At 60.6% G+C, this 23,666-nt stretch carries 21 protein-coding genes; 15 read left to right on the forward strand and 6 right to left on the reverse strand.

Annotated elements, in window-relative coordinates; translation table 11 throughout:
* Positions 1-4: 4 nt before the first annotated feature.
* Both ACSQ9D_RS26410 and ACSQ9D_RS26415 read right to left on the reverse strand, forming a co-directional pair.
* Positions 5-1,747 (reverse strand): putative bifunctional diguanylate cyclase/phosphodiesterase, encoded by a 1,743-nt coding sequence (locus ACSQ9D_RS26410; protein WP_436284798.1) that lies wholly within the window; start codon positions 1,745-1,747, stop codon positions 5-7.
* Between the two features lie 290 nt (positions 1,748-2,037).
* Entirely contained in the window at positions 2,038-2,937 is a 900-nt protein-coding gene (locus tag ACSQ9D_RS26415) for a LysR family transcriptional regulator (protein ID WP_436284799.1), read from the reverse strand.
* Positions 2,938-3,054: 117 nt separating this feature from the next.
* On the opposite strand from ACSQ9D_RS26415, the gene ACSQ9D_RS26420 reads away from it, so the two are divergent.
* The 4 genes from ACSQ9D_RS26420 to ACSQ9D_RS26435 all read left to right on the forward strand — a co-directional run bounded on the left by ACSQ9D_RS26420 (position 3,055) and on the right by ACSQ9D_RS26435 (position 7,900).
* Positions 3,055-3,273 carry a DUF1127 domain-containing protein gene (locus tag ACSQ9D_RS26420; RefSeq protein ID WP_436284800.1) on the forward strand — a complete coding sequence of 73 codons (219 nt, stop codon included), beginning with the start codon at positions 3,055-3,057 and terminating at the stop codon, positions 3,271-3,273.
* A 167-nt stretch (positions 3,274-3,440) separates the two neighbouring features.
* Positions 3,441-4,367 carry a helix-turn-helix domain-containing protein gene (locus ACSQ9D_RS26425; protein ID WP_436284801.1) on the forward strand — a complete coding sequence of 309 codons (927 nt, stop codon included), beginning with the start codon at positions 3,441-3,443 and terminating at the stop codon, positions 4,365-4,367.
* Between the two features lie 115 nt (positions 4,368-4,482).
* Positions 4,483-5,889 carry an aldehyde dehydrogenase family protein gene (locus ACSQ9D_RS26430; protein ID WP_436284802.1) on the forward strand — a complete coding sequence of 469 codons (1,407 nt, stop codon included), beginning with the start codon at positions 4,483-4,485 and terminating at the stop codon, positions 5,887-5,889.
* Positions 5,890-5,920: 31 nt separating this feature from the next.
* Positions 5,921-7,900: a tyramine oxidase gene (locus ACSQ9D_RS26435; RefSeq protein WP_436284803.1), complete on the forward strand. Its 1,980-nt coding sequence runs from the start codon at positions 5,921-5,923 to the stop codon at positions 7,898-7,900.
* A gap of 50 nt (positions 7,901-7,950) precedes the next feature.
* Here the strand turns inward: ACSQ9D_RS26435 and ACSQ9D_RS26440 are convergent, their stop codons facing one another.
* Together ACSQ9D_RS26440 and ACSQ9D_RS26445 are read right to left on the reverse strand one after the other, a co-directional pair.
* The gene (locus ACSQ9D_RS26440; protein ID WP_436284804.1) at positions 7,951-9,171 is read right to left on the reverse strand and encodes a dihydrolipoamide acetyltransferase family protein; all 1,221 of its coding nucleotides are present in this window, start codon (positions 9,169-9,171) and stop codon (positions 7,951-7,953) included.
* Positions 9,172-9,174: 3 nt separating this feature from the next.
* A complete protein-coding gene (locus ACSQ9D_RS26445) occupies positions 9,175-11,256 on the reverse strand; it encodes an alpha-ketoacid dehydrogenase subunit alpha/beta (protein ID WP_436284805.1) in 2,082 nt (693 codons plus the stop codon).
* 374 nt (positions 11,257-11,630) lie between these two features.
* On the opposite strand from ACSQ9D_RS26445, the gene ACSQ9D_RS26450 reads away from it, so the two are divergent.
* A complete protein-coding gene (locus ACSQ9D_RS26450) occupies positions 11,631-11,768 on the forward strand; it encodes a DUF1127 domain-containing protein (protein ID WP_072376045.1) in 138 nt (45 codons plus the stop codon).
* 44 nt (positions 11,769-11,812) lie between these two features.
* On the opposite strand, the gene ACSQ9D_RS26455 is transcribed toward ACSQ9D_RS26450, so the two are convergent.
* A complete protein-coding gene (locus ACSQ9D_RS26455) occupies positions 11,813-11,974 on the reverse strand; it encodes a hypothetical protein (RefSeq protein ID WP_436284806.1) in 162 nt (53 codons plus the stop codon).
* A 175-nt stretch (positions 11,975-12,149) separates the two neighbouring features.
* On the opposite strand from ACSQ9D_RS26455, the gene minC reads away from it, so the two are divergent.
* Genes minC through minE form a run of 3 tightly spaced genes read left to right on the forward strand, consistent with a single transcriptional unit; the run spans position 12,150 to position 13,980 of the window.
* Positions 12,150-12,872 (forward strand): septum site-determining protein MinC, encoded by a 723-nt coding sequence (minC, locus tag ACSQ9D_RS26460; protein ID WP_436284807.1) that lies wholly within the window; start codon positions 12,150-12,152, stop codon positions 12,870-12,872.
* Positions 12,873-12,904: 32 nt separating this feature from the next.
* Entirely contained in the window at positions 12,905-13,723 is an 819-nt protein-coding gene (minD, locus tag ACSQ9D_RS26465) for a septum site-determining protein MinD (RefSeq protein WP_072375839.1), read from the forward strand.
* The gene (gene minE / locus ACSQ9D_RS26470; RefSeq protein ID WP_037118990.1) at positions 13,720-13,980 is read left to right on the forward strand and encodes a cell division topological specificity factor MinE; all 261 of its coding nucleotides are present in this window, start codon (positions 13,720-13,722) and stop codon (positions 13,978-13,980) included. The genes minD and minE overlap by 4 nt, the downstream gene beginning before the upstream one ends.
* A gap of 93 nt (positions 13,981-14,073) precedes the next feature.
* Here the strand turns inward: minE and ACSQ9D_RS26475 are convergent, their stop codons facing one another.
* On the reverse strand, positions 14,074-14,667 hold the full coding sequence (locus ACSQ9D_RS26475; RefSeq protein ID WP_436284808.1) for a TetR/AcrR family transcriptional regulator: 594 nt from the start codon (positions 14,665-14,667) through the stop codon (positions 14,074-14,076).
* A gap of 239 nt (positions 14,668-14,906) precedes the next feature.
* Here ACSQ9D_RS26475 and ACSQ9D_RS26480 point away from each other — a divergent pair, with 239 nt between their 5' ends.
* The 7 genes from ACSQ9D_RS26480 to ACSQ9D_RS26510 all read left to right on the forward strand — a co-directional run bounded on the left by ACSQ9D_RS26480 (position 14,907) and on the right by ACSQ9D_RS26510 (position 23,629).
* Positions 14,907-15,383 (forward strand): (2Fe-2S)-binding protein, encoded by a 477-nt coding sequence (locus ACSQ9D_RS26480; RefSeq protein ID WP_436284809.1) that lies wholly within the window; start codon positions 14,907-14,909, stop codon positions 15,381-15,383.
* Positions 15,380-16,363, forward strand: coding sequence for an FAD binding domain-containing protein (locus ACSQ9D_RS26485; protein ID WP_436284810.1), 984 nt, complete (start codon positions 15,380-15,382; stop codon positions 16,361-16,363). The genes ACSQ9D_RS26480 and ACSQ9D_RS26485 overlap by 4 nt, the downstream gene beginning before the upstream one ends.
* Positions 16,360-18,654, forward strand: coding sequence for a xanthine dehydrogenase family protein molybdopterin-binding subunit (locus ACSQ9D_RS26490; protein ID WP_436284811.1), 2,295 nt, complete (start codon positions 16,360-16,362; stop codon positions 18,652-18,654). Before ACSQ9D_RS26485 ends, ACSQ9D_RS26490 begins: the two co-directional genes overlap by 4 nt.
* Positions 18,655-19,183: 529 nt before the next feature.
* A complete protein-coding gene (locus tag ACSQ9D_RS26495; RefSeq protein ID WP_436284812.1) occupies positions 19,184-19,933 on the forward strand; it encodes a glycerophosphodiester phosphodiesterase family protein in 750 nt (249 codons plus the stop codon).
* Positions 19,934-19,994: 61 nt separating this feature from the next.
* Complete coding sequence (locus ACSQ9D_RS26500; protein ID WP_436284813.1) at positions 19,995-20,696, forward strand: HAD-IA family hydrolase; 702 nt, start codon at positions 19,995-19,997, stop codon at positions 20,694-20,696.
* A gap of 87 nt (positions 20,697-20,783) precedes the next feature.
* A complete protein-coding gene (locus ACSQ9D_RS26505; RefSeq protein ID WP_436284814.1) occupies positions 20,784-21,740 on the forward strand; it encodes a sugar-binding transcriptional regulator in 957 nt (318 codons plus the stop codon).
* A gap of 260 nt (positions 21,741-22,000) precedes the next feature.
* On the forward strand, positions 22,001-23,629 hold the full coding sequence (locus ACSQ9D_RS26510; protein ID WP_436284815.1) for an ABC transporter substrate-binding protein: 1,629 nt from the start codon (positions 22,001-22,003) through the stop codon (positions 23,627-23,629).
* Positions 23,630-23,666 lie beyond the last annotated feature (37 nt).

Consider the following 23,666-nt stretch of genomic DNA (forward strand, 5'->3'; position numbering starts at 1 on the left):
CTTTTCAACCGGAACCTCCCTGACCAACTGCCGTTTGCACGCCTTCAGGGCCGGCCTTGTTGCCCGGCGCGGCGCCATTGCTCCGGCGTCCTTTTCGGTGGCCGACGAACTGACCAATGTGGTCAACATGCATGGGCGGGCTCAGGAAGTGGCCTTGCAATCGATCGCATCCCTCAGCCTCCAGCCACGCGGCTTGTTCGGCCGTCTCGACGCCCTCCGCCGTGACGCGCATGCCGAGCCCGTGCGACAGTGCAATGACAGAGCGCACGATCGTCCGGCTCTTCTCGTCGTCGAGGAGGTCGTCGATGAAGTATTTGTCGATCTTGATGTTGTCGAAGGGAAAGTTCTTCAGGTAGCTCAAGGATGAATAATCGGTTCCGAAATCATCAAGGGAGATCTGGATGCCGAGTACGCTGAGGGTGTTCAGCGTATCGAGGTTGTTGATCGTGCGCTCCAGAAGGACGGTTTCGGTGATCTCAAGCTCCAAGCGCTCGGCGGGAAAGCCGACCAGGTCGAGCGTTTGCGAAACGCGGTCCGTGAAGCCTGCAGTCAGGAACTCTGCGGGGGACAGATTGACGGCGACGGTATAATGCGCCGGCCAGTCCAAAGCTGCTCGACAGGCTTCCTCAAGCACCCACTGGCCGATCTCGCTCATCAGACCATCGGCTTCCGCCATCGGGATAAAGGCGATCGGCGGAACCACGCCGAGCCTCGGATGACGCCAGCGCAACAGGGCTTCAAAGCCAATGACGGCGCGCGCGTGGTCAACGAGCGGCTGGTATTCGAGGAAAAATTCGCCATGCTGAAGCGCCACCCTCAGGCTGCGCCGCAGCAATTCGCGTTGCTCTAGCACCAGCAACATACTTTGATCAAAGGTCCGTGCGCGGCGGCGTCCTTCCTTTTTGGCCGCATAAAGGGCGACATCGGCAGCTTTCATCAATTGCTCGCCCTCGTCGCCGTCGCGTGGCGCAATCGCAATGCCGACACTGGCTCCCACGAAGACAGTAATGCCATCCACCACAAATGGCTTCTTGAATTCGCCAACCAGCGCCTCGGCCAGTCGCTCAGCCTCGCCTGGCTGCTCTTGCGCAATCTGGATCACAGCAAATTCGTCACCGGCCAGACGAAAGGCTGTCTCGTCCGTGCCAAGCACGCTTCGAATCCGGTTGGCGGCGAGCTTCAGAACGATGTCTCCAGCGCCGTGCCCAAGCGTGTCGTTCACTGGTTTGAAGTCGTCGAGATCGATCTGCATGAGGGCAAGACCGCTCTTGCCGCCGGTGGGAAGCAGCCGCCCCAATTCGCCGCTGAACTGCCGGCGATTGGGCAGTCCGGTCAGCACGTCATGGGTTGCTTGGTGCAGAAGCAGGGCTCGTTCCTGCTCCTGCGCACGTGTGGTTTCATTGAGATCGGCGCCGCTGATCTCGATGACCGCCAGACCCTCCCTGGCAGGCAGCAGCAGCAGATCGTAGCGGTCACCGGTCGATATGCCCAGCCGGATGGATTGCGGCGTGCCCGTGTTAACGACGAGCCGGACAATGTCAGCGGACGGAGGATTTGCCAGCGCAGGGTAAACGTCCCACAATCGTGTCGCCGCTTGCTCGTTGAAACCCTCGCGCCGCTTAAATTTCTCAGACCAATCGACAAGGACGAGGTCGAGATCCCAGAGCGAGAAAGCCGCGTCGGCGCGGCGGAGGAATTCGGATCCCTGTGGAACCAGCTTGGGCCAACTCGCACGACGTTCCGGCATATGGGTTGGATCTCCTCATCGCGCCGCGCCTAGGTTCTTCGATGTATCCTGCCAATATTGAATCAGCTGTTTGTATAAGAGCTAGCGCATGGAGTGTTGCAGTCAATGAAAAACGCTACCATAGGGCAGTATTGCACACACACTCCTGCGACTGCGGACGTGCGCTCTATGCAAAACGGCCCGCTCGCGGATCATCCGAACGGCTAAGGACCGCAATCCGCGCTTGCTGTTGACACGTTAATACACGTTGCCAAAAGCAATGCGAAATTGATCAGAGACCCGCGATTTGGTTATCGCTGGAAAGAGGCCCGCGGCGGTTCGCCAAATTCCCGCAGACACTTGATGACCTCCCGCAGTCCTTTGGTGAGGTGCTTGTCCCGACGCAACACGATGCCGAGCTGGCGGGCCAAGCGCGGCCTGACAGGCGAGGTCGTGAGGAACCCTGCGCGGTCCTGCTTCAGCGCGAGTGCTGGCAGCAGCGACCAGCCCAATCCTGCGGCGACCAGCTCCTTGATTGCTTCAACACTACCGAACTCCATGGTGGGTTGTATCCGGACGCCGGCCTTTGCGAACCAGCCATCCGTGACGGTGCGTGTGTTGCCGCCCTCGTAGAGCATGAGAACCTTGTCTTTGAGAAAGTCGGCGTCGGGTCCGCCTTCCGGCATTTCACTGCCCTTGGGGGCCACTGCAAGCAACTCGTCCTCGTAGAAAGGCTCGATTTCCAGCGACCTGCCCGAGGCGGGGAGGGTAACGACGGCGAGGTCGAGCGCATTGGCTTCGAGGTCGCGCAAAACCTCATCGGTGTTGCCGATCCGGACCGTGATCTCAAGCCCCGGCATTTGCTTCTTGGCGGCCGCGATGGCGCGCGGAAGCAGGTGGATCGAGGCCGTTCCGCCGCTGCCGATCCGGACCCGGCCGACCGAGCCCTCCCGATATGGCGTCATTGAATCAGTTGCGGCCGCACAGTCTTCAAGGATGCGCCTTGCGTGAACGAGGAGATCCGCGCCGGCCGGCGATGGTTGCGCGCGTCGCCCGACGCGCTCGATCAGCCGAACCCCCAGCCGCTGTTCGAGCAACTTGACCTGCAGGCTGACGGCCGGCTGAGTGAGGCCAACCTTGTCGGCCGCCGCAGTGAAGCTTCCCAGATCGATGACGCTGACAAAGGCCGCGAGCTGGTCGATATTGAGCAATATAAGAAATCCTTATGGTTTGTATTTGGATCATAATCTTCCTTCCGGGCGTTCGCTAGTCTTATCTGTTGGTTATCCCGCTGACATGGCGGATCGGCGAATGATGCGGAGTGTGAAATGTCGACTGACCTGGGAAAGGAACTGGATTGGAAAAGCAATATCGCTTCGCCGCGCGGTTTCATCCGTCGCGCAGTTGAGTTTTTGGGTTGTCGCCTTCAGAAGCGGCGCGGCCGTCAGGCTCTCGCGGAGCTGACGGCGGACCAACTCAAGGACATCGGGATTACGCCGCAGGAGGCCTCTGCCGAGATGGGCAAGTCGTGGTTCTGGAGCAGATAGAACAGGTAACCCATCTCGACGTTCGTTGCTGACAAACTGCGCTTGCCTCGCAACGATCCTGCAACACGCACGTGAGAATGTGCTGATGGACGACCTGTATCAATTCGGAATAGGATGCGTTACGACAGGGACGCCTAGTCAAGTCTGCGGGAGCCGGGGAGGGGAGAATGCAGTCGCTGGTAGCGCCAGTGCACAAGCCGATGGCTGTGGAGCTTCTGCAGGAGGAAATCCGCAAGGTTTGCGGCGCGTTCGACGTAGAGCCCATGGCCCACACCGATGTGATGGCCGGCGATGTTGCGACGCGGCGCATGGGACTTTTCGATACTGCAATCGTCGCGCTCGACGCCCGCCATGTGCAGCGGGGCGCGAAATCGATCCGGCAGGATCCTGGGGAGCACCTGTTCCTCCTGATCCAGGACGAGGGGCACTGTCGCGTGGAACAAGGGGAGCGCTCAACAAGGCTTGCCCCCGGCGATATGTTCCTTGTCGATTCCGTCCGCCCGTCATCGTTCGTCTATGACGGCGAGCGTTCCAGCCAGTTATCAGTGCATATGCCGCGCGCAGAGATGCTACATCGTTTCGGCAAGACCTGCACCGATGGCGTCGCTATCAGTCGGCAGGATCCCCTTTGGTTGGCAATGCGGGCCGTGATCACCAAGATGCTCACGGAACCTGGCGCGTCAGCGCAGCTCGGCGAGGCGATGCTGTCGCTTCTGGGCGCCTACCTTCACGGTATCAAGACAGCCGAGCCCCTGAGGTTTGGCGAAACCCTGCTGTCGAGGGCGCTTGCCATGATTGACCGCCACCGTGCCGATCCGACGTTCGGGCCCGGGGAACTGGCAAGGCGGCTCAACGTATCTGAGCGCATGTTACAGCGTCACTTCCGCCTGCTCGGCGAGACGCCAAGCCATCGCCTGCTCAGTCGTCGCCTGGAACTTGCGCATGCGGCGCTAACGCAACCGCAAACCATCAGGCCCGCCGAAGGCATAGCCGCAATCGCCTATGACGCCGGCTTCAACGATCTGTCCTACTTCTATCGCGAGTTCCGAAAGAAATACGGTTCCGCACCGGGAGCTGTCGCGCGTCGCCACTGACGGATTTATCCAAAGATGCTGACGGCCCAGTCCAAGTCCTGATGCCGCTTATCGCCTAGTCTCCGCTGCCAGGCAGTCCCGTCCATGACCGGGACCTCATTCGGAGGAGGTGAGAATGACGATCCATAGCGCCACGATCGACGGAAAGCCGATGACCGGCGAACGAAGCTTCAGCGTGCTCAATCCGGCCAATGGCGAAGAAGTTGGCCGTGCACCCAACATGGGTGCGGCTGAGCTCAACGCTGCAGTTGCCGCAGCCAAGGCGGCTTTTCCCGCATGGTCAGCCAAGAGCGACCAGGAATTACAGGCCGCCTGTGCGGCCGTCACGGCCCGCATCAAGGCTCACGCAGAGGAACTCGCGCGGCTGATCACACTCGAGCAGGGCAAGCCGCTGAACGGGCTCGGCTCGCGCTGGGAGCTGGGTGGCACTGTTGCCTGGGCGGGTTATACGACCGCGCTGTCGCTGCCGCCGAAAGTCCTGCAGGACAACAGCGAAGGGCGTATCGAACTTCATCGCAAGGCGCTCGGCGTCGTCGGCTCGATCACCCCGTGGAACTTCCCGGTCATGATCGCCATCTGGCACATCATGCCGGCTCTGCGAACCGGTAACACCGTCGTCATCAAGCCCTCGCCACTAACACCGCTTGCGACACTTCGTCTGGTCGAGATCATGAACGAGGTGCTGCCGCCCGGGGTGCTGAACGTGGTGACTGGCGATGACGGGGAGTTCAATATCGGTGCAGCAATGTCTGCCCATCGAGATATCAGCAAGATCGTCTTTACCGGTTCATGCGCAACCGGCCAGAAGGTCATGCGCTCCGCCGCCGACACGATGAAGCGCCTGACCCTCGAACTGGGCGGCAATGACGCCGGCATCGTGTTGCCCGACGCTGATCCGCAGGCGATTGCCGAAGGCTTGTTCTGGGGCGCTTTCATCAACAACGGCCAGACCTGCGCGGCGATGAAGCGCCTTTATGTCCATGAAGCCATTCACGATGCAGTCTGCGATGCGCTCGTCGCCTATGCGCGCACTATTCCGGTCGGTGACGGCATGCAGGAAAGCAGCGTCCTCGGTCCCGTCCAGAACCGCATGCAGTTCGAAAAGCTCTCACGCCTGGTCAACGACGCCAAGGAGCGGGGGAAGGTCCTGCTCGGCGGCGAGCAAGGCGAGGGGCTTTTCTTCCCGCCGACCATCGTCGCAGACCTGAAGAACGGCGATCCGCTCGTCGACGAGGAGCAGTTCGGGCCCGCGCTTCCGATCATCAGATACAGCAGCGTCGATGAAGCGATTGCGCTTGCCAATGACAGCGCCAATGGCCTTGGAGGCTCCGTGTGGTCGGCCGACATATCGGTGGCGAAGGCGGTCGCGAGCCGCATGCAATGCGGTTCGGTCTGGATCAACAAGCATGGTGCCATTCAGCCGAACGCTCCGTTCGGCGGCGTGAAAGCGTCGGGGTTCGGCGTCGAATTCGCCGAAGAAGGGCTGCAGGAATACACCGATATCCAGGTGGTATTTGCTTGATCGTCGAAGGCATGCGTTAGGGAGGATGCAAATGAACATTGGGCGATATCTGGCTTCGGCCGGATTGTTTTTGGCGCTTGGCGCGCCAACTGCCATGGCTCATCCGTTGGATGGGCTGAGCGCGGAAGAATATCAGAAGATCAACAAGATCCTGCGCGACCAGAAAGTGGTCGACGACAATACGCTTTATCCCCTGATCGAGCTTAAGGAGCCTACAAAGGAACAGGTTCTCTCCTGGAAGGAAGGCGACCAGCTCGACCGCGAGGCGAAGGTGCAGTTGACGAGCCTGCAGGGTTTCAAGGAGGCGGTCGTCAACATCACCAAGGGCACCGTCGACAGCACGACGCTGATCAAAGGGCAGCCGATGGTGCTGTTCACCGAATTCATGGATGCTCTTCAGGGTGCGCTTGCCAATCCTGACATGATCGCCGGGCTGAAAAAGCGCGGTCTGACGCCGGAACAGGCTTTCTGCCTGCCGCTGACCGCCGGTAATTTCCTAACCGACGAATATGAGAACTCGCGTCTGATGAAGGTACCTTGCTACAAGGTGCCCGAAGGATCGAACTTCTACGCAAAACCTATCGAGGGCCTGTTCGCCGTCTACGATATCGGCAAGAAGAAAGTCCTTCGCGTCATCGACACCGGTGTGATCGACGGGCCGAAAGACAATTGGGGCTATACGGAAAAGGAAGTGGCCGAGCGCGAGCCGCTGCGCCCCCAGACGAACCCCGCGACGCTCTCACAGCCCGGCGGACCGAACTACAAGATCACCGGCAGCCATCTTGAATGGGACATGTGGCGGATGAATTTCCGCGTCGACAAGCGCCCCGGCCTTGTCGTCTCCAACCTCGACGTGAAGGATGGGGATACGTGGCGTTCGGTGATCTATCAGTCGCATCTGTCGGAAGTGTTTGTGCCCTACATGGATCCGACTGAAGGCTGGTACTGGCGGACCTACATGGACAGCGGAGAGTATGGCTTCGGCCTGTTCCTGAGCCCCTTACGCGCTGGCGTCGATTGCCCGGACTATGCGACCTTCCTGCCGGCAACGATTGCCGACGACAAGGGCAATCCGCTGACCATTCCGAACGCGATCTGCGTCTTCGAGCGCAGTATCGGTGACCCCGCCTGGCGTCACTTCGAGGTCTTCGCACAAACACCGGAAAAGCCGATCCCAGCGGAAGGCCGCCCAGCGAGCGAGCTCGTTGTACGCACCGCCTCCGAAGTCGGAAACTATGACTATCTGATCGACTATCGCCTGCAACAGGATGGCCAGATCAGGATCATGATCGGGGCAACCGGCCTTGATGCGGTGAAGGGCGTTGCATCGACGTCGATGAACGACCCGACTGCTGCGCAAGACACCGCGCACGGCACGCTGATCGCGCCAAACCTGGTGGCGGCAAATCATGACCATTACTTCAACTTCCGCATCGACTTCGACGTCGACCAGCCGGACAACCATTTCGGAACGATGGACATCGTGCCGGCAAAGGTCGACGCGAAGAACCCGCGCCGGTCGATGTGGACTGTCCAGCACACCATGCCGAAAACCGAGATGGAGGCACGCTATCAGCTGTCGGCGATGAAGCCGCGCTACTTCATGATTTCCGATCCGTCGCGCGAAGGTTATCTCGGGCAAGAGCCTGGCTGGATGATCCATCATGGCGACGTTGCCTACGGTCCGTTCGACTTTGCGAAGGATCCACCGATGAAGCGCAATGCCTACATCGAGTATTCGGTCTGGAACACCGTCTACAACATCGATCAGCAATATGCGGGCGGCAAATATGCGATGCAGAGCGATGGCTCCGATACGCTGCCACAGTGGGTCAAGGCCAACAAGCAGCTCATGGGCAAGGATATCGTCACCTGGTTCACGGCCGGTTTCCACCATATCCCGCGCATGGAGGATTGGCCTGTGATGTCGACCGAATGGAAGACTATCCATATCGAGCCGCATAACTTCTTTGCGCACAACCCGGCGCTGACGATCCGCAACGCCAAATGACAGCAAAGGGGCGCCTCACAGCGCCCCATTCTTTTGCGGGGCCGCCGGCTCTATGCTGGCCAGCCTTCCAGGGTTTCGATGAACCGCGTCAGCCAGGCGTTTGTCTGATGAGCGTCCAGCGCGCGATGATCGATTGTCAACGAGACATAGGCCATCGGTCGAATCTGGATCGTATCGACGCCATCGACTTCTCGCACGACAACGCGCTTGTCCATTTTTCCGACGCCAAGGATTGCCGATTGCGGCTGATTGATGATGATGGGTGCCGCGACCAGGGAGCCTGACACCCCGTGGTTCGAGATCGTAAAGGTGCCGCCGCGCATATCGGCGTTGGTGAGGCCGCCGGCCCGCCCACGATTGGTCAGGTCCTGAAGTCTGGCGGCAATCGCAGCCAGCGAGAGGTCCTGCACGTGCCGAACGACTGGAACGACCAGGCCTTTGTCGCCAAGCGCCATGCCGACGCCGATATTGATATCGTCGAAGATCTCCAAATGATCGTCATGCCAGCGGCTGTTGATCTCCGGCACAGCCCGCATCGCCGCGACGCAGGCGGCGATGATATAGGCCGTATAGGAAAGATTGATGCCGTCGGCGGCAAATGCCGCCTTGCTCTTCTCGCGATGCTTGATGATCGCGGTAAAATCGGCCTCGAAGATTGCCGTGACATGTGGGGCGGTCGTCGCCGATTCCAGCATGTGCCGCGCGATGGAAAGCCGCATGGGAGTATGAGCAACAATGTGCGAGCGGTGAGTGATCTGATCGCGGGTGAGCGTGCCCGGATCGGGGCTGGTCGGGATGCTGACGGACGATGGCGTCTTATCGCGCTCCATCTTCTGGTTCCGCGCCAACGCCGCATCCATATCCATGCGCGTAACACGTCCATCCCTGCCGGTGCCGACGACCTCAGCCGGGTCGATGCCGTATTGCTCGCCAGCACTGCGAACCGCCGGCGAGAAGCGGTCGCCGCTCTCATTTCCAGTCTCGCCAGGTGGCAAAGGTGCCGGCGCATGGTCATCTCTGGAAGTGCTTGGCCTCAGACGAATGCGGCAGAGAACCGCGCCGGGCGCTGCATCCGTGCCTGACGCCATGAAGATCTCGTCGAGGATTCCTGCTGCGGGTGCAGAAATCTCCTGCGTCACCTTGTCCGTTTCGAGCTCGACGAGCGGATCGTCCACGGCGACGATCTCGCCTGGTTGCTTCAGCCAGTTGCGTACGACTGCCTTCGTTCCCTCCTGTTCGACGGGCACGAGAACTTCGGAAAAATCGACCATGTTCTAGTACTCCACGAGGGCCGTGATTTTCTGCCTGATGCGGTCAACCGACGGCACCGCAAAATCGAGCAAGGCCGGATTGTGCGGGCTTGGGATATCGGGCATCGTCAATCGCGACACCGGTGCGTCGAGATCCATGAAGGTCTCGTCGGCAACGACGGCGGCAATCTCGGCGCCGAAGCCACCTGTTCCAAGATCCTCATGGACGATAAGACACCGCCGCGTGCGACGGACCGACGAAACGACGCTCGCGCGGTCCCAAGGCATCAGCGTGCGAAGATCGATGACATCGGCCGAGATGCTTTCCGCCGCCTCCTCGCAGCGCGGAACCATGGCGCCCCAGGTCACGATCGTGATCGCATTGCCCTTGCGCGTAAAGCGTGCCTTGCCGAAGGGCAGGGCGTAGTTGTCACCCGGGTAAGGGCGGCGTGCCCACGCATGATCGAGCATGGCGCGATGCTCGAAGAAGATGACAGGATCGTTGCCGCGCAAGGCGGTCCGCAATAGCCCGACGGCGTCTTCGGCGTTCGAGGGAACGGCGACCTTCCAGCCCGGCTGGTGGACGAAGGCGACCTCGTTCGTCTGGCTGTGCCATGGGTCGCCACACTTGAAGAAACCGCCGGGCATGCGCAGCACGACGGGCGCTGCGAACCGGTTGTTGGTGCGCCAGCGGATCGTGCCGCAATCGTTGATTTGTTCCGCCGCGGGCTCGGCATATTTGCGGAACTGAATTTCCGGAACCGGAACAAGCCCGGCAAGCGCCATGCCGACGGCGCGCCCGACGATGCCCTCCTCCGAAAGCGAGGTATCAAACACCCGCTCCTTGCCGAACTTGTCCTGAAGTCCCAGCGTGACGGCGTGGACGCCGCCCTTCGGGCCGATGTCCTCGCCAAACAGCACCACACGCTTGTTGATGGTCAGTTCGTGATCAAGTGTACGCCTGATCGCCGTGACCATATTGATACGCTGGCCGTCCGGTGCCGCCTCGTCGCTGCAATCGGGGGCATGGTAGCCGTCGCTATGCTGCCCCCCCATCGCCTGCATGTCGCCGTCGAAGAACACGTGACGGGTGACCGTTTCGGGAGCGGCAACACCACGGCTTTCGGCCTCGGCGCGTGCTCGTTCTGCAATGCCGGCCGCCTCAAGCCGGTACGCTTCCCACTCCTGCGCGCTCATCACCGACGGAACCAGGTAGTCTCGAAGCCGTGGGAGCGGATCGCGAGCCCATTCCGCCTTGACAAGCGCTTCGCTCTTATATGACTGGGTGTCTTGAAAGCTGTGCCCCTCCAGTCGGGGGACAGTGAGCCGCAAAAGGGCAGGCATTCGACGCTCGCGAATGAAGCCGACCGCCTGCTGCGTCAATCGCGCGGCCTCCGCGGGATCGCACCCATCGCCTTCAAAGATCGTCAGGCCCTGCCAGCTCGCGAGATTGGCTGCGATGTTTCCGCCGGGCGTCTGCACGTCGGAAGGGACCGAGATTCCGAAGCCGTTGTCCTCGATGTAAAACAACATCGGCAGCGTCTGCGTCGTGGCGATCGTCAGCGCAGACCAGAAACCGTTCGATGCGACCGAACCATCGCCACCCAGCACGACGGCGATCGCGTCGCGATAGTCGTGCTCCCCAAGCACCGTCGCGTAATACTGGAGCGCCTGGGCCCAGCCAGCCGTCGGCGTGTACTGGGCTCCGACACCGCCGCACATCGGCAGAGCCGAAGCGCCGTTGTGGTTCGGATAGTTGAAGACCACGCCGATATCACGGCCATCGGAATAGCCGCCGGCGCGGCCCATCGCCGAGCCAAGCGCATCGGCCGGGTCGACGCCGAGCGACAAAAGCAGCGGGCGCGACCGATAGTAGCCGCAGGTAGCGTCGTGGCGGTTCGTCAGTTGCAGGCCAAGCATGATCTGCGCCATGTCATGGCCGCGGGCGGAGAACTGATAAAGGACTTTCTTCTCGGGAACGAGCCGGGTTTCCTCCATCTCGTCAAGGATGCGCGACAGATGCAGGAGATAGGTAACGCGTTGCCAGTCTATTCCCTCATCGGGTGCGTTCCTGCCACGCAATAAAACCGCGGTTGCCTGTGCCATCTTCGATCCTCCCAAACCTATGGTCTGTGAAGAGATTAGTGCGGGCCTTGGGAAATTGCGTTTCAACTTTCAGGGCAAAACGCCCGCATGTGAAACGTTCATTTCGACAATACGCGCAGTTACGCAGTATCAATTCGAAACCCTGGCTACAGTTCCCCTGGGTTTGCGTTGGCAGAGCCGCACTGCCGAATCGCCGATCGGATATGGGGCGTCTGGTGAGCTCTTTGGCAGCGAGTCGCGCGCAGCGACTATCGGTTTTCTTCTCAACGTGCATATCGAGGTTGCAAATTCCGGATGCCTCGTATGCGGTTTTCGAAGTGCTCATTGAGGAAGCAATCAGCTATATAATTGTGCAACGCACAAGGAGATATGACATGAAAATCGGCAACAGGTTCGGAGAGTTCCTTCAGCTCCGTAAGGCATACAGAGATCTTTCCCGACTCGACGACGCAGCACTGAAGGACATCGGCGTTACGCGCGGCGATATTAAGCGCCTGGTTTACGGTCGCTAAAACTTTCGACAAGACCAAGACATCAAGGCTCGCTCATGCGGGCCTTATTTTTTTGATGCCTGCATGGACGAGGGCGGGAGCGCCTGCGTGCCGACCCCGGGCTCGCCTTCGGCGACGGCCTTCGTCAGCCCGAGCCCTCGGGCCAGAGCGGCGGGCGTGACCTTTTCGGCTGGGTCGGCTTGCTTCTTCGCTGCGAAGCTCGGCACCCATTAGTGTCCTAAAAACAGACCTTGGAACGTGGCTGTCCGGCATGGTGTGTCGACGGCGCATCGCGAATTTTTTTGAGTGCGCGCGCTGAGGCTTGTTAATGATCCGGGCCCGGAAATTAACCATTTATTAACCAAATCAGACATAGAAATGTTCAACGATTTCTTAACCTAGATGACCAAAGTGCTAACAGACGCTCGCTCGATCCGCATTAAGGGCCGCTCCTTCCTGGCGGTCATGCTTTCGCCAGATCTTCCCTTCGATGACTGGCTCGTAAGACTAGATGATCTTGCCGCGCGCTCCGCCGGCTTCTTCCTGGGGCGACCGGTCGTGCTCGATGTCAGCGACCTGGAGATTGACCGGGCGCAGCTGAAGGGCTTGGTTGCTGAGCTTGCACAGCGCAACGTCAGCATCATGGGCATTGAGGGCTGCCGTCCGTCGCTTCTCGGTCCAGGCATGCCGCCGGCGCTCAAGGGCGGGCGCCCGGTCTCCGATTTCGAGGTTCCCCAGCAGGAACCGATCATCGATGTTCGTACCAAGCCCGCGGTTGTCGAGACCCGACCGGCATTGCAGTCGATCGTCATTCGCGAGCCGATTCGTTCGGGCCAGTCGCTGATTTTTCCCGAAGGCGACGTCACGGTCATCGGCTCCGTCGCATCCGGTTCGGAAATTATCGCCGGCGGCTCGGTTCATGTCTACGGAACACTGAGGGGGCGCGCGATGGCCGGCTCTGTTGGGAATACGTCGGCGCGCATCTTCTGCCGCAAGCTTGAGGCGGAACTGGTCGCCATCGACGGCATCTACAAGATGGCGGAAGACATCGCACCGAACCTTCGCGGGCAGGCCGTTCAGCTCTGGCTGGAAGGCGATTCGATCAAGGCAGAAAAACTTACCTAGGCCCGAAACTGGCTATCACACAGGAGAGAAAGATGGGGAAAGTCATCGTCGTCACTTCGGGCAAGGGTGGAGTGGGCAAGACCACATCCACCGCAGCCCTCGGAGCGGCCTTAGCGCAGAGGAACGAGAAAGTGGTCGTGGTCGACTTCGATGTCGGTCTGCGCAATCTCGATCTCGTCATGGGGGCGGAGCGAAGGGTCGTCTATGACCTTGTCAACGTCATCCAGGGCGACGCCAAGCTTTCTCAGGCGCTGATCCGCGACAAGCGGTTGGAGACGCTCTTTCTGCTGCCGGCCTCGCAAACACGGGACAAGGACAACCTTACCGCCGAGGGTGTTGAGCGCGTCATCAACGACCTCAAGCGTCACTTCGACTGGATCATCTGCGATAGTCCCGCCGGGATCGAGCGCGGAGCCACACTCGCCATGCGACACGCCGATGTGGCGGTGGTCGTCACGAACCCCGAGGTCTCGTCCGTCCGCGACTCCGATCGCATCATCGGGCTGCTGGATGCGAAAACCGCCAAGGCCGAGCGCGGCGAACGGATGGAAAAGCATCTGCTCTTGACGCGTTATGACGCCAGCCGCGCTGAACGCGGCGACATGCTCAAAGTCGATGATGTGCTGGAGATCCTCTCCATTCCGCTCCTCGGCATTATTCCCGAAAGCACGGATGTGCTGCGCGCGTCCAATATCGGTAGCCCCGTGACCCTGGCCGATAGCCGCAGCGCGCCGGCGATGGCCTATTTCGATGCTGCGCGCAGACTGGCTGGCGAAGAACTGCCTGTCGTCGTTCCGGGAGAGAAGCGGGGCATCTTCGGCAAGATCTTCGGACGGAGGGCCGCTGCATGAGCATTTTCAGCATCTTTGGCAAACAGAGGACCGCGCCGGCGGCCCGGGAGCGCCTGCAGGTACTACTGGCGCACGAGCGCGTTTCGGCAGGATCCGATCTCGTATCGCTGCTGCGCGAAGAAATCCTTGCCGTCATCGCCAAGCACGTGCAGGTCGATAGCGAGAGGGTTCGCGTGACGATGGATCGCTCCGAGCATATGTCGATCCTCGAGATCGACGTGGAAATCCCGCTTGGCGCGAGTGTTCGGGCGGCATGAATCCAAAGCGGCGCCAAGGCGCCGCTTCTTTTCCTGTCCTGAAGCCATCTCAGACGTGGTTCCGTTTACGTCGCCCCATGGACGGTGGGGCGGCTATTTTTGCGTCCGCAGCCCGTCCATCAGCAGGCCGATAAGCCGGTTCGAGCGGTCCCGCCATTCCGCAGACGCCGGTAGCGAATAGATGCTCGAAAGGGCATGCAGAAGGTCCGTCGTGTCGATGTCGCTTCGAATGAAACCCTGCTCGGCTGCTGCTCTTAGAAGCTTTTCGGCGGCTCCTCGCAGGATGCCGCTGCCTTCGGCAAACAGCGAGGCGTTGGAGTCCATCAGGATTTTCAGGCTGGTTGCCATTCCCCGCTTGGCGGCGATGTAACCCACAAAGCGGCGCATCCATTCTTCCAGCGCAACATCAGGCGCATGGGTTGCGGCCAGTTCCTTCGCGGCTGCGGCAAGGCTTTCGAGTTCCCGGCGATAGACCACCTCAACGAGATGCTCGCGCGTTGGAAAATGCCGGTAGAGCGTGCCGATGCCGACGCCGGCTCTGCGGGCAATGTCTTCCAGCGATGTTTCGACGCCGGCTTCCGCGAAGGCGGCTGCGGCAACCTCGACAAGTTTCTCGCGATTGCGGCGGGCGTCGGCGCGCAATGGCGGCGGTGTGGACGGTTCCGTCTTCGGCGGGGCCGAGGCCAAAATAAGCTCCAAGCAGATTCCGGACTTGACGATGGACGGCAAGTCACTAGATTAAACGGAGGCTCCTCCGCTTAAATGCAGGCAGGTGCCTTCGACTTCTTAATCCAGAAGGGGGCAGGATGTCATGCCAAAACCTGCCCAGGCTTGCCTCCGATGACTTTACCTAGCGCACCGACCTCGGACGACCATCTTTTTTGGATTTCCGACGTCCAATCTCGTGACGATAGCAGGAGCTTATCATGACACGAACCGTTCATCTTTCCCTCGACATCAACACACGGCGGCACGAGCTCGATGTTGAGCCGCGGGTGATGTTGCTCGATGCATTGCGTGAGCAACTTGGTCTTACCGGCACCAAGAAGGGGTGCGACCAAGGGCAATGCGGTGCATGCACCGTCCATGTCGACGGCAAGCGTGTGCTTGCTTGTCTGACGCTTGCTGCCCAGGTCGAAGGGCGCAACATCACCACGATCGAAGGGCTTGCGGCCGAGAATGGCGATCTGCATCCCGTGCAGGCGGCCTTCCTGGAGCATGACGCCTTCCAGTGTGGCTATTGCACGCCAGGCCAGATCATGTCGGCCGTTGCCTGCATTCGCGAAGGGCGGGCGGGCTCGGACGAAGAGATCCGGGAATACATGGCCGGCAATCTCTGTCGATGCGGCGCATACAATCATATCGTCGCGGCAGTGCGCGAAGCGGCGGAGATGGCGACATGAGAGACTTTAGCTATGTCCGAGCTGGCTCGCTCGACGATGCCCGCCAGCGCGCTATGCAATCAGGCGCGATGCTGCTTGCCGGCGGCACGACGCTTCTCGATCTTGCCAAATGCGGTGTTGCTGAACCCAGTTCAGTCATCGACATCAGCCATGTCCCGGGCTTGGCGCAGATTTCGGCCAATGCTGATGGCGTTACCATCGGCGCGCTTGCGACGATGGAGGATGTGGCCGGCAGCCCGGGAATTCGTGCGGACTATCCCGTCATTTCACAGTCGCTTTTGCTGGCGGCATCTCCTCAGCTGCGCAATATGGCGACGATCGGCGGCAACCTTCTGCAGCGGACGCGCTGTCCTTACTTCCGCGATCCCGCCACGTTTACCGCTTGCAACAAGCGCGATCCCGGCTCCGGTTGCTCTGCGATCGCTGGTGTGACCCGCAATCACGCGGTGCTTGGAACCAGCCCTGCCTGCATTGCCTCCTATCCGGGTGATCTCGCCGTTGCGCTGGTTGCCCTGGAGGCGACGATCGATCTTGGTGGCCGCAAAGTCACTGCCGAAGACCTCTTCGTGCTCCCCGGCGACACGCCCGAACGTGAAACGACCGTTGAGCGTGGCGAGATGGTGGTGGCCGTCCTCGTTCCGGCGTCGCCACTTGCCAGAAATTCGACCTACCTCAAGATCCGCGACCGCCAATCCTATGAATTTGCAGCCGCAAGCGCTGCCGTCGGGCTGGAGCTGGAGGCGGATGGCAAGACGATTCGCGACATCCGTGTTGCGTTGGGTGGCGTTGCCACCAAGCCCTGGCGCGCACGGTCAGTCGAAAAAGCTCTGATTGGGAAGGCCATCGATGCAGGCACGGTTGAGAAGGCAAGCCGACTGGCAATGGAAGGCGCCATCGCTCATGGCGGCAATCAATACAAGATCGAACTCGCGCCGCGAGTCGTTGCGCGCGCCATTCTGACGATGGGAGGTCTGGCATGAACGTCATGGAACCCCGCAGCAAACGCGGCGACGCCTCCGATAGTGCGATCGGCGGCCGTCTCTCGCGCTTCGATGGAAAACTGAAGATCACTGGTGGCGCGACATATGCTTTGGAACAACCGGTTGCAGGGTTGGCCTATGCTGTTCTGGTGCAGAGCCGGATCGCTGCCGGTCGTGTTATCAAGGTCGACTCTACAAGGGCGCAAGCGGCACCAGGCACGCTGCTGGTGCTGACACCTGACGACGATCTCGGCCTGAAGATGGCGTCCGACTGGTACGGAAATCGGCCGGACAACCAACCCTACTATCCCCTCTCGAACACTGTCAGCTTCAATGGTCAGGCAGTCGCTGCCGTGATTGGTGAAACGCTGGAGCAGGCGACCGAAGCTGCCCGGCTGGTCGACATCGTCTATGAGGAAGCGTCGGCAATCATTGACTTCGACGATCCGAAGGCCGGAGACGGAAAGGCGCTCGATGCGCTTGCGGTGACCTGGGGTGACGCGCAGGCGGCGCTCGCCGCTTCACCGGTGCGCCTTGAGGCAGAATACCGAACGCCGCGTGAATATCATGTGACGATCGAACCGCATGGACTGATCGCCCAATGGCACGGCGACCAACTGACCATCTGGGAGCCAAGCCAGTGGACGCACGGGATGGCCCGCACCTATGCCGAATGGCACGGACTGCCGTATGACGACGTGCGTATTATCTCGCCCTTTATCGGTGGAGGCTTTGGCTCCAAGGCGACAGCCTATGCCTATGGCGCCATTGCAACGGCAGCCGCCCGCAAGCTCGGGCGACCGGTCAAGCTCGCTGTGACGCGCCCGCAGACCTTCACCGCCTATGGCGGCCGAGCCGAGACCAGGCAGACAATCGCGCTCGGCGCCAATGCCGACGGTGTGCTGCAGTCGATCGTCCATCTGGGCGCCAGCGAGACCGCCACTTATGCGGATTTTCCCGAGCAGACAAACGCTGCAACACCGTTGATGTATGCTGTGGAGAATTTCAGCGCGAAACACCGTCTTGTGCCGGTAAATACCGTGATGCCCGGAGCATTGCGCGCCCCGGGCAAGAACCCGAGTGCGTTCGGTCTCGAATGCGCCATGGATGAACTTGCCTATGCGGTCGGCATCGATCCCGTGGAGCTCAGACTTCGCAACTATGCCGAGCGTGATCCGCAATCCGGAAAGCCATGGGCGACCCGCCGGCTGCGCGAGGCACTCTCCGAAGGCGGCGAGGCGTTTGGATGGTCACGCCGCAACTTCGCGCCGCGCTCGATGCGCGATGGCAGACAACTCATCGGCTGGGGTGTCGCATGCGGCACCTTCCCGGTTCTGCGTGCATCGAGCGAGGCCTTGATCCGCATCCTTGCCGATGGCTCGGTGGACGTCGTCAGCGGCGCGATCGATATGGGGCAGGGCACCTACACGATCCTCGCCCAGACGGCGGCCGACGTACTTGGCGTTCCGGCCGAAAGCATCAACGTGCAGCTTGGCGATTCATCGCTACCTGGTGCCACGGTCGCTGGCGGCTCCATGCTCGCCGGCGCCATCACTGGAGCCGTCCACAAGGCCGCATCGGCTGCCCGCGACGAACTGATCGAACTCGCCCTTAACGACGGCGCTTCTCCGTTTCGCGATACCGGTGCCAATACACTGACGGTGGCAGACGGCCGGATCTCAGTACCCCGTGAGGGAGGTTTGTCTATCTCCATTTCGGACCTCATGACAGCTTTGGGCCGCGACGTCATCGAAACAAGACGAAACACCCTTCCGGAAGGAGAGCAGAGCCCGGAGGGCCACAGGAAGGCCTGGACGACGATGGGAAGCATCCGGGGGCCAACGGCTGGTGAATTTTCCATGCACAGCTGGTGCGCGCATTTCGTGGAGGTGAAGGTGGACGAGGATTTTGGTACAGTCCGCGTCTCCCGCATGGTCTCTGCATTCGATTGCGGCAGGATTTACAACCCGAAGCTCGCAGAGAGCCAATGGCGCGGCGGGATCATCATGGGGATCGGTCAGGCGCTGCTCGAAGAAGGCTTGATTGACCAGCGCAACGGGCGCGTCATCAACAACAATCTCGGCGACTATCTCGTTGCGACCAATGCCGACATCCCGCCGATCCAGGTGATCTCTGTTGGCATTCCTGACCTCAATGCCTCGGTGCTTGGGGGTAAGGGTGTGGGCGAGGTCGGCATCGTCGGTGTCGCGCCGGCAATCGCCAACGCCGTCTTCCACGCAACCGGCAAGCGGGTTCGTGACCTACCGCTAACGCTCGACAAATTGCTTTGACGTGAGTGGTTCATCGGCTGCCTTGCTGCCCAAGTGATGGACCATGCAGGGTAAGGTTCGTAGGCAATAGAGAGTTTCCGCGCGCCATGATTGCAGCGCGCGGGAACAGATTCTTTACAGCGAACATCCGCAGCCGCAGCCGTGACACCAGCAGAGCCGTGCAAGAACGGACCGCAACGCCCGGAGAGGGCGGAAGTACTCGCCGATATCGTCCCAGCATAGCAAGCAATCGGCACTTCAGGCTCAAGAACCCCGCTTCAGGGCCACGAACCGCACGGAAAATCCCAAGGCCGCACCAGCGCAAACCGCTTTCATCGTGGAGTTGAGCATTTGCTCACCCGTGGAGGCAGATGTCATGCAACGGTTATCTCCGCTCACTATAACTCGCCGCCAACGCCATCCATCGCTGGTGGCCAAGTTCAGATCGAAGGACCCAACGCAATGCCAGCTTCACGCCTGTCACAGTGTTGACGGGCGAGCATCGTCTCTGCGGGCTGCGCATGATTTCAATAATGAGAGAGTATGTCCCATGACAAGGATCGTTGGCCATCGCGGCGCACGTAATCTATGGCCCGAAAATTCATTGGAGGGCTTCAGAAAGACACTGGAACTGCCGGTCGATGCCATCGAATTCGACGTGCACCTGACAGACGCGGGCGAACTCGTCGTCATTCATGATGCCATGCTCGACCGCACGGTTGAAGGAACGGGCAAGGTCAGGGCGCTCTCGCCTGCCGACCGGCGGGCGACGCGCCTCAAAGGATCACAGGAACCGATCCCGACCCTCGATGAGGCGCTTGCTCTCTTTGCCTCCTCAAGGCCGCGCGAACTTCATGTCGAGCTAAAGGCCGACGCCGATGGAGTGGCTTACGAAGGGCTCGAAGCCTTGGCGGCCGCGGCCATCCGGCGCCATGGACTTGCCGAGCGAAGCCTGCTGACAAGCTTCAGTCTCGACGTTCTCGCGCAGTGCAGACGCGTCGCCCCCGAAATCGGCCGCCTGTGCTCGATCAATGCCAAGTCCGCCGAGGCGCTCGGCGTGACGGCGACCATCACCAAAGCCGCGGAACTTGCTGACATCGTTGCCGTCGAGAAGACGTTGTTGGCGGCGGCCTTTCCGGATGCCGTCGCGATCGTTTCGCGCGAACGTCTCTGCTGCTGGGTTTTGAACGAGCGAGAGGAGCTCGAACACTGGCTCAGCCAAGGCGTCGGCTGGATCACCAGCGATGATCCAGCCCTTGCTTTGGTGGTCCGTACCGGATCGCGCGATACCGCCGCTTGATCGCTCGGGCCCCCGCTGCAACCAAAGATGGCAATGAGGTCCTCAGCTGAATTGTGAATTTATGAGAGACATAGGCCTTCTGATTTTTGATTGCGACGGCGTGCTGATCGACAGCGAACCGATTGCCGCGCGCACGCTTGCTCATGCCCTAACCCGCGCTGGCGTTGCGATGACGCCGCGCCAGGTGCTCATCGAGTTCACAGGCAAGTCGGAACCCGAACTGCGGGCGATTCTTGCTGACCGTGGCCTTGCCGATGTCGATTCCGTCTTTGCCGCGTGGCACACGGAAATATTTGCTGCCTTCCGCCGCGAGCTCCGGCCGATGCAGGGCATTGGCGAAGTCCTGCGTCGGCTCGACGTCGCAAAATGTGTCGCGTCGAATAGCACGTTGGAACGCCTTGGGATGAGCCTCGGTCTTCTCGATCTGTGGTCAGACTTCGCGCCAAACGTCTTCAGCGCCGAGATGGTGGCGGCACCCAAGCCGGCCCCGGATCTCATCGAGCTCTGTCTGTCGAAAATGGGGGCGAGTGGCGCGCGAAGCGTTGTTATAGACGACAGCCCGGCCGGCATTCAGGCGGCACATGCTGCCGGAGTGAAGGCGATCGGTTTCGTGGCGCCAAGTGATCCACGTTCAGGTAGGCGCGAAGCCCTGTTGGCGGCGAGGGCGCAAGAAGTCGCTCTCGGCGCCGGAGCACTGCTGCAGATCCTGCAGCGCCTTGGTGGCCAGCACCACGCCCAGCGGTCAGCGGAGGTGGAGGCGTGATATCGATCGACGCCGTGGCGCGGAGGATGATGGACCGGCGGGCCGGTCAATCCCACGGCGAACACAGATGCTAGGGAGGACGGCGAGATGATCGCAAGGCGAGATGACTATAGCAGTCGGCTGGATTTCACTGCCAAGGCGGGCTGGCTCTATTACATAGGCGGGCACAGCCAGGACGAGATCGCGCAGAAGCTTGGCGTTTCCCGGCAGACGGCCCAACGGCTCGTATCACGTGCGGTCTCGCAGGGCCTGATCAAGATCCGGCTTGACCATCCGGTTGGGCACTGCATGAGCCTTGCTGCACGGCTGAAGAGCAGGTTTTCGCTGCAGTTCGTGGAGGTAATTCCCTCCGGTGATCAGGCCCAGGGCTTGAGCGGCGGCCTCGCCCAAGCCGCAGCTGCCGAAATCGAACGGCGGCTGGCCTGCGACACGCCTGCCGTTATCGCGATTGGAACCGGCCATACACTCAAGGCTGCGATCGAGGAGATGGTGCCGATGGAAGCGCGCCAGCACAGAATCGTTTCCTTGACCGGCAATATCACCCGGGAAGGATCGGTCTGGTTCTACAATGTCGTCTTCAAGCTCGCCGACCTGATCACCGCGAAATGCTTTCCGATGCCGGTTCCGGTCATCGCCTCGTCGCGACAGGAACGGACGATCCTTCACAGCCAGCCCGTGATCCGCCAGACGCTGTCGCTTGCCGCGCGTGCAGACGTTGCCTTTGTCGGCATCGGGGACGTGGGCGTTCAAGCCCCTCTCTTCCTTGATGGCTTCATCCTGAAGGACGAACTGAAACTCCTGCACGAGGCAGGTGCGGTCGGAGAGATTGTCGGCTGGACGTTCGATAAAGACGGCAAATTGATCGACGGCATCACCAACGACCGCGTCGCCAGCGCGCCAATTCCCTCCTGCAGCAGGACCGTGGTGATCGGCGTGGCGAAGGGCGAACGGAAGCTGCCAGCTATTCAAGGCGCGCTCAGGGGACGCCTGATCAATGGTTTGATGACTGACGAGATCACTGCGCAGAGCCTGCTTGGACGATGAGGACCGAGCCGTCCGAAACGACGACTTGATCTGTACATCGCCGGCCTGGCTCGACACGAGCCTTGTGAACCAAAATCCATACGGATTGGGGTCGAAATCCGTTGTCGCCAGAATTCAATATAAGGGAATAAAACCAATTAGTTAATTGTCACATAAACTTCATCGGATCATCAACAAAACGACACCTAGCCGGCCATAAAACACCGCGACATTACGACCGGCCCATGTCCGACAAAAACCTCGGCAAAGGAGAGACTTCCATGCTTTCAATCAATCGGCGCAGCGTCCTGGGGCTGCTTGGTGCAACAGCCGGCAGTGCGATTTTGCCACGCTTCGCATTGAGCCAGGGCAAGCGGCCATCCGTGACGATCGCGGTGCAGAAGATCACCAACAACAACACGCTTGATATCTGGAACGAGCAGTCGAATGTCGGTGAGCGCGTGTTCTTCCCCAATCTCTGGGAAGGCCTGATCCTGCGTGATTGGATGGGCAATCAGGGGCCGGTGCCTGGTCTAGCAAGCGATTGGAAGCGCATCGATGACAAGACCCTTGAGCTGAAGCTGCGCCAGGGCGTGAAGTTCCACAACGGTGACGAGATGACCGCCGACGATGTCGTATTCAGCTTCTCCTCCCAGCGGGTGTTCGGCAGCACGCAGCCGGCTGGCGGAAAGACGATCTTCGAAGACGACAACAAGCCGACCTCTCTCAAGGAATTGCCGGCAACTGTGCCAGGCGTCGGTCGCCGTCTATGGCCGGCACTCGCCGGTGTCGAGGCCATCGACAAATATACGGTTCGCTTCCACAATGCGACGCCCGACGTGACGCTCGAGGGTCGCCTCTATGCCTTCGGCAGCCAGATTGCCAACCGCCGCGCCTGGGATGAGGCTGCAACCTATGTCGATTGGGCCCGCAAGCCAGTCACGACAGGTCCCTATAGGGTTGCCGAGTTCAAGCCTGACGTGTCGCTGACACTGGTGGCCTTCGATGAATACTGGGGCGGCCGCCCACCGCTCGAACAGATCCGCTTCGTTGAAGTCCCCGAAGTCGCCTCGCGCGTCAACGGCCTGCTCTCCGGCGAATACGATTTCGCCTGCGACCTTCCGCCAGACCAGATCGCCACTGTCCAGAACACGCCCGGCTTCGAGGTGCAGGGTTCGACCATCAACAATCACCGCATCTCGGTTTTCAACGTCCTGAACCCCGTACTGCAGAGCCCGCTGGTACGCCGCGCCATGACGCATTCGATCGACCGCCAGGCGATCGTCGATGCGCTGTGGGCCGGCCAGACGAAGATTCCCGCGGGCCTGCAGTTCCCGTTCTATGGCGACATGCTCATCGAGGGCTGGTCCGTTCCCGAATACAATCCGACGCTGGCGCAAGATCTCCTGAAGCAAGCCAACTACAAGGGCGATCCGATCCCCTTCCGCCTGCTCAACAACTACTACACCAACCAGACCGCGAACGGTCAGATTATGGTGGAGATGTGGAAGCAGGTCGGCCTCAACGTCGAGATCGAAATGAAGGAGAACTGGGGTCAGATTCACGATCCGGCAGGTCTCAAGGGCGTGCGCGACTGGTCGGCTGGGGCAGGCTTCAACGATCCGGTGTCCTCGATCGTCGCCCAGTTCGGCCCCAATGGCGAAGTCCAGCAGAAGAAGGACTGGTCGAATGCCGAGGTCAACCTGATGTCGCAGATTATGGAAACCAGCACCGACCGCGCGCAGCGCAAGAGGGCCTTCGCCCGCATGCTCGAGATTTGCGAGCGCGAAGACCCCGTCTATCAGGTCCTGCATCAGAACGCCGCCTTCACTGGCATGAAGTCATCGCTGAAGTGGAAAGCCGCGCCGGCCTTCGCAATGGACTTCCGTTCCAACAACTGGCCGAGTTGATTTCGGCCATGAATGTGATCCGGCGGTGACGAACCGC

The organism is Rhizobium sp. LjRoot258, from assembly GCF_964254185.1.
In the GTDB taxonomy this organism is placed as follows: domain Bacteria; phylum Pseudomonadota; class Alphaproteobacteria; order Rhizobiales; family Rhizobiaceae; genus Rhizobium.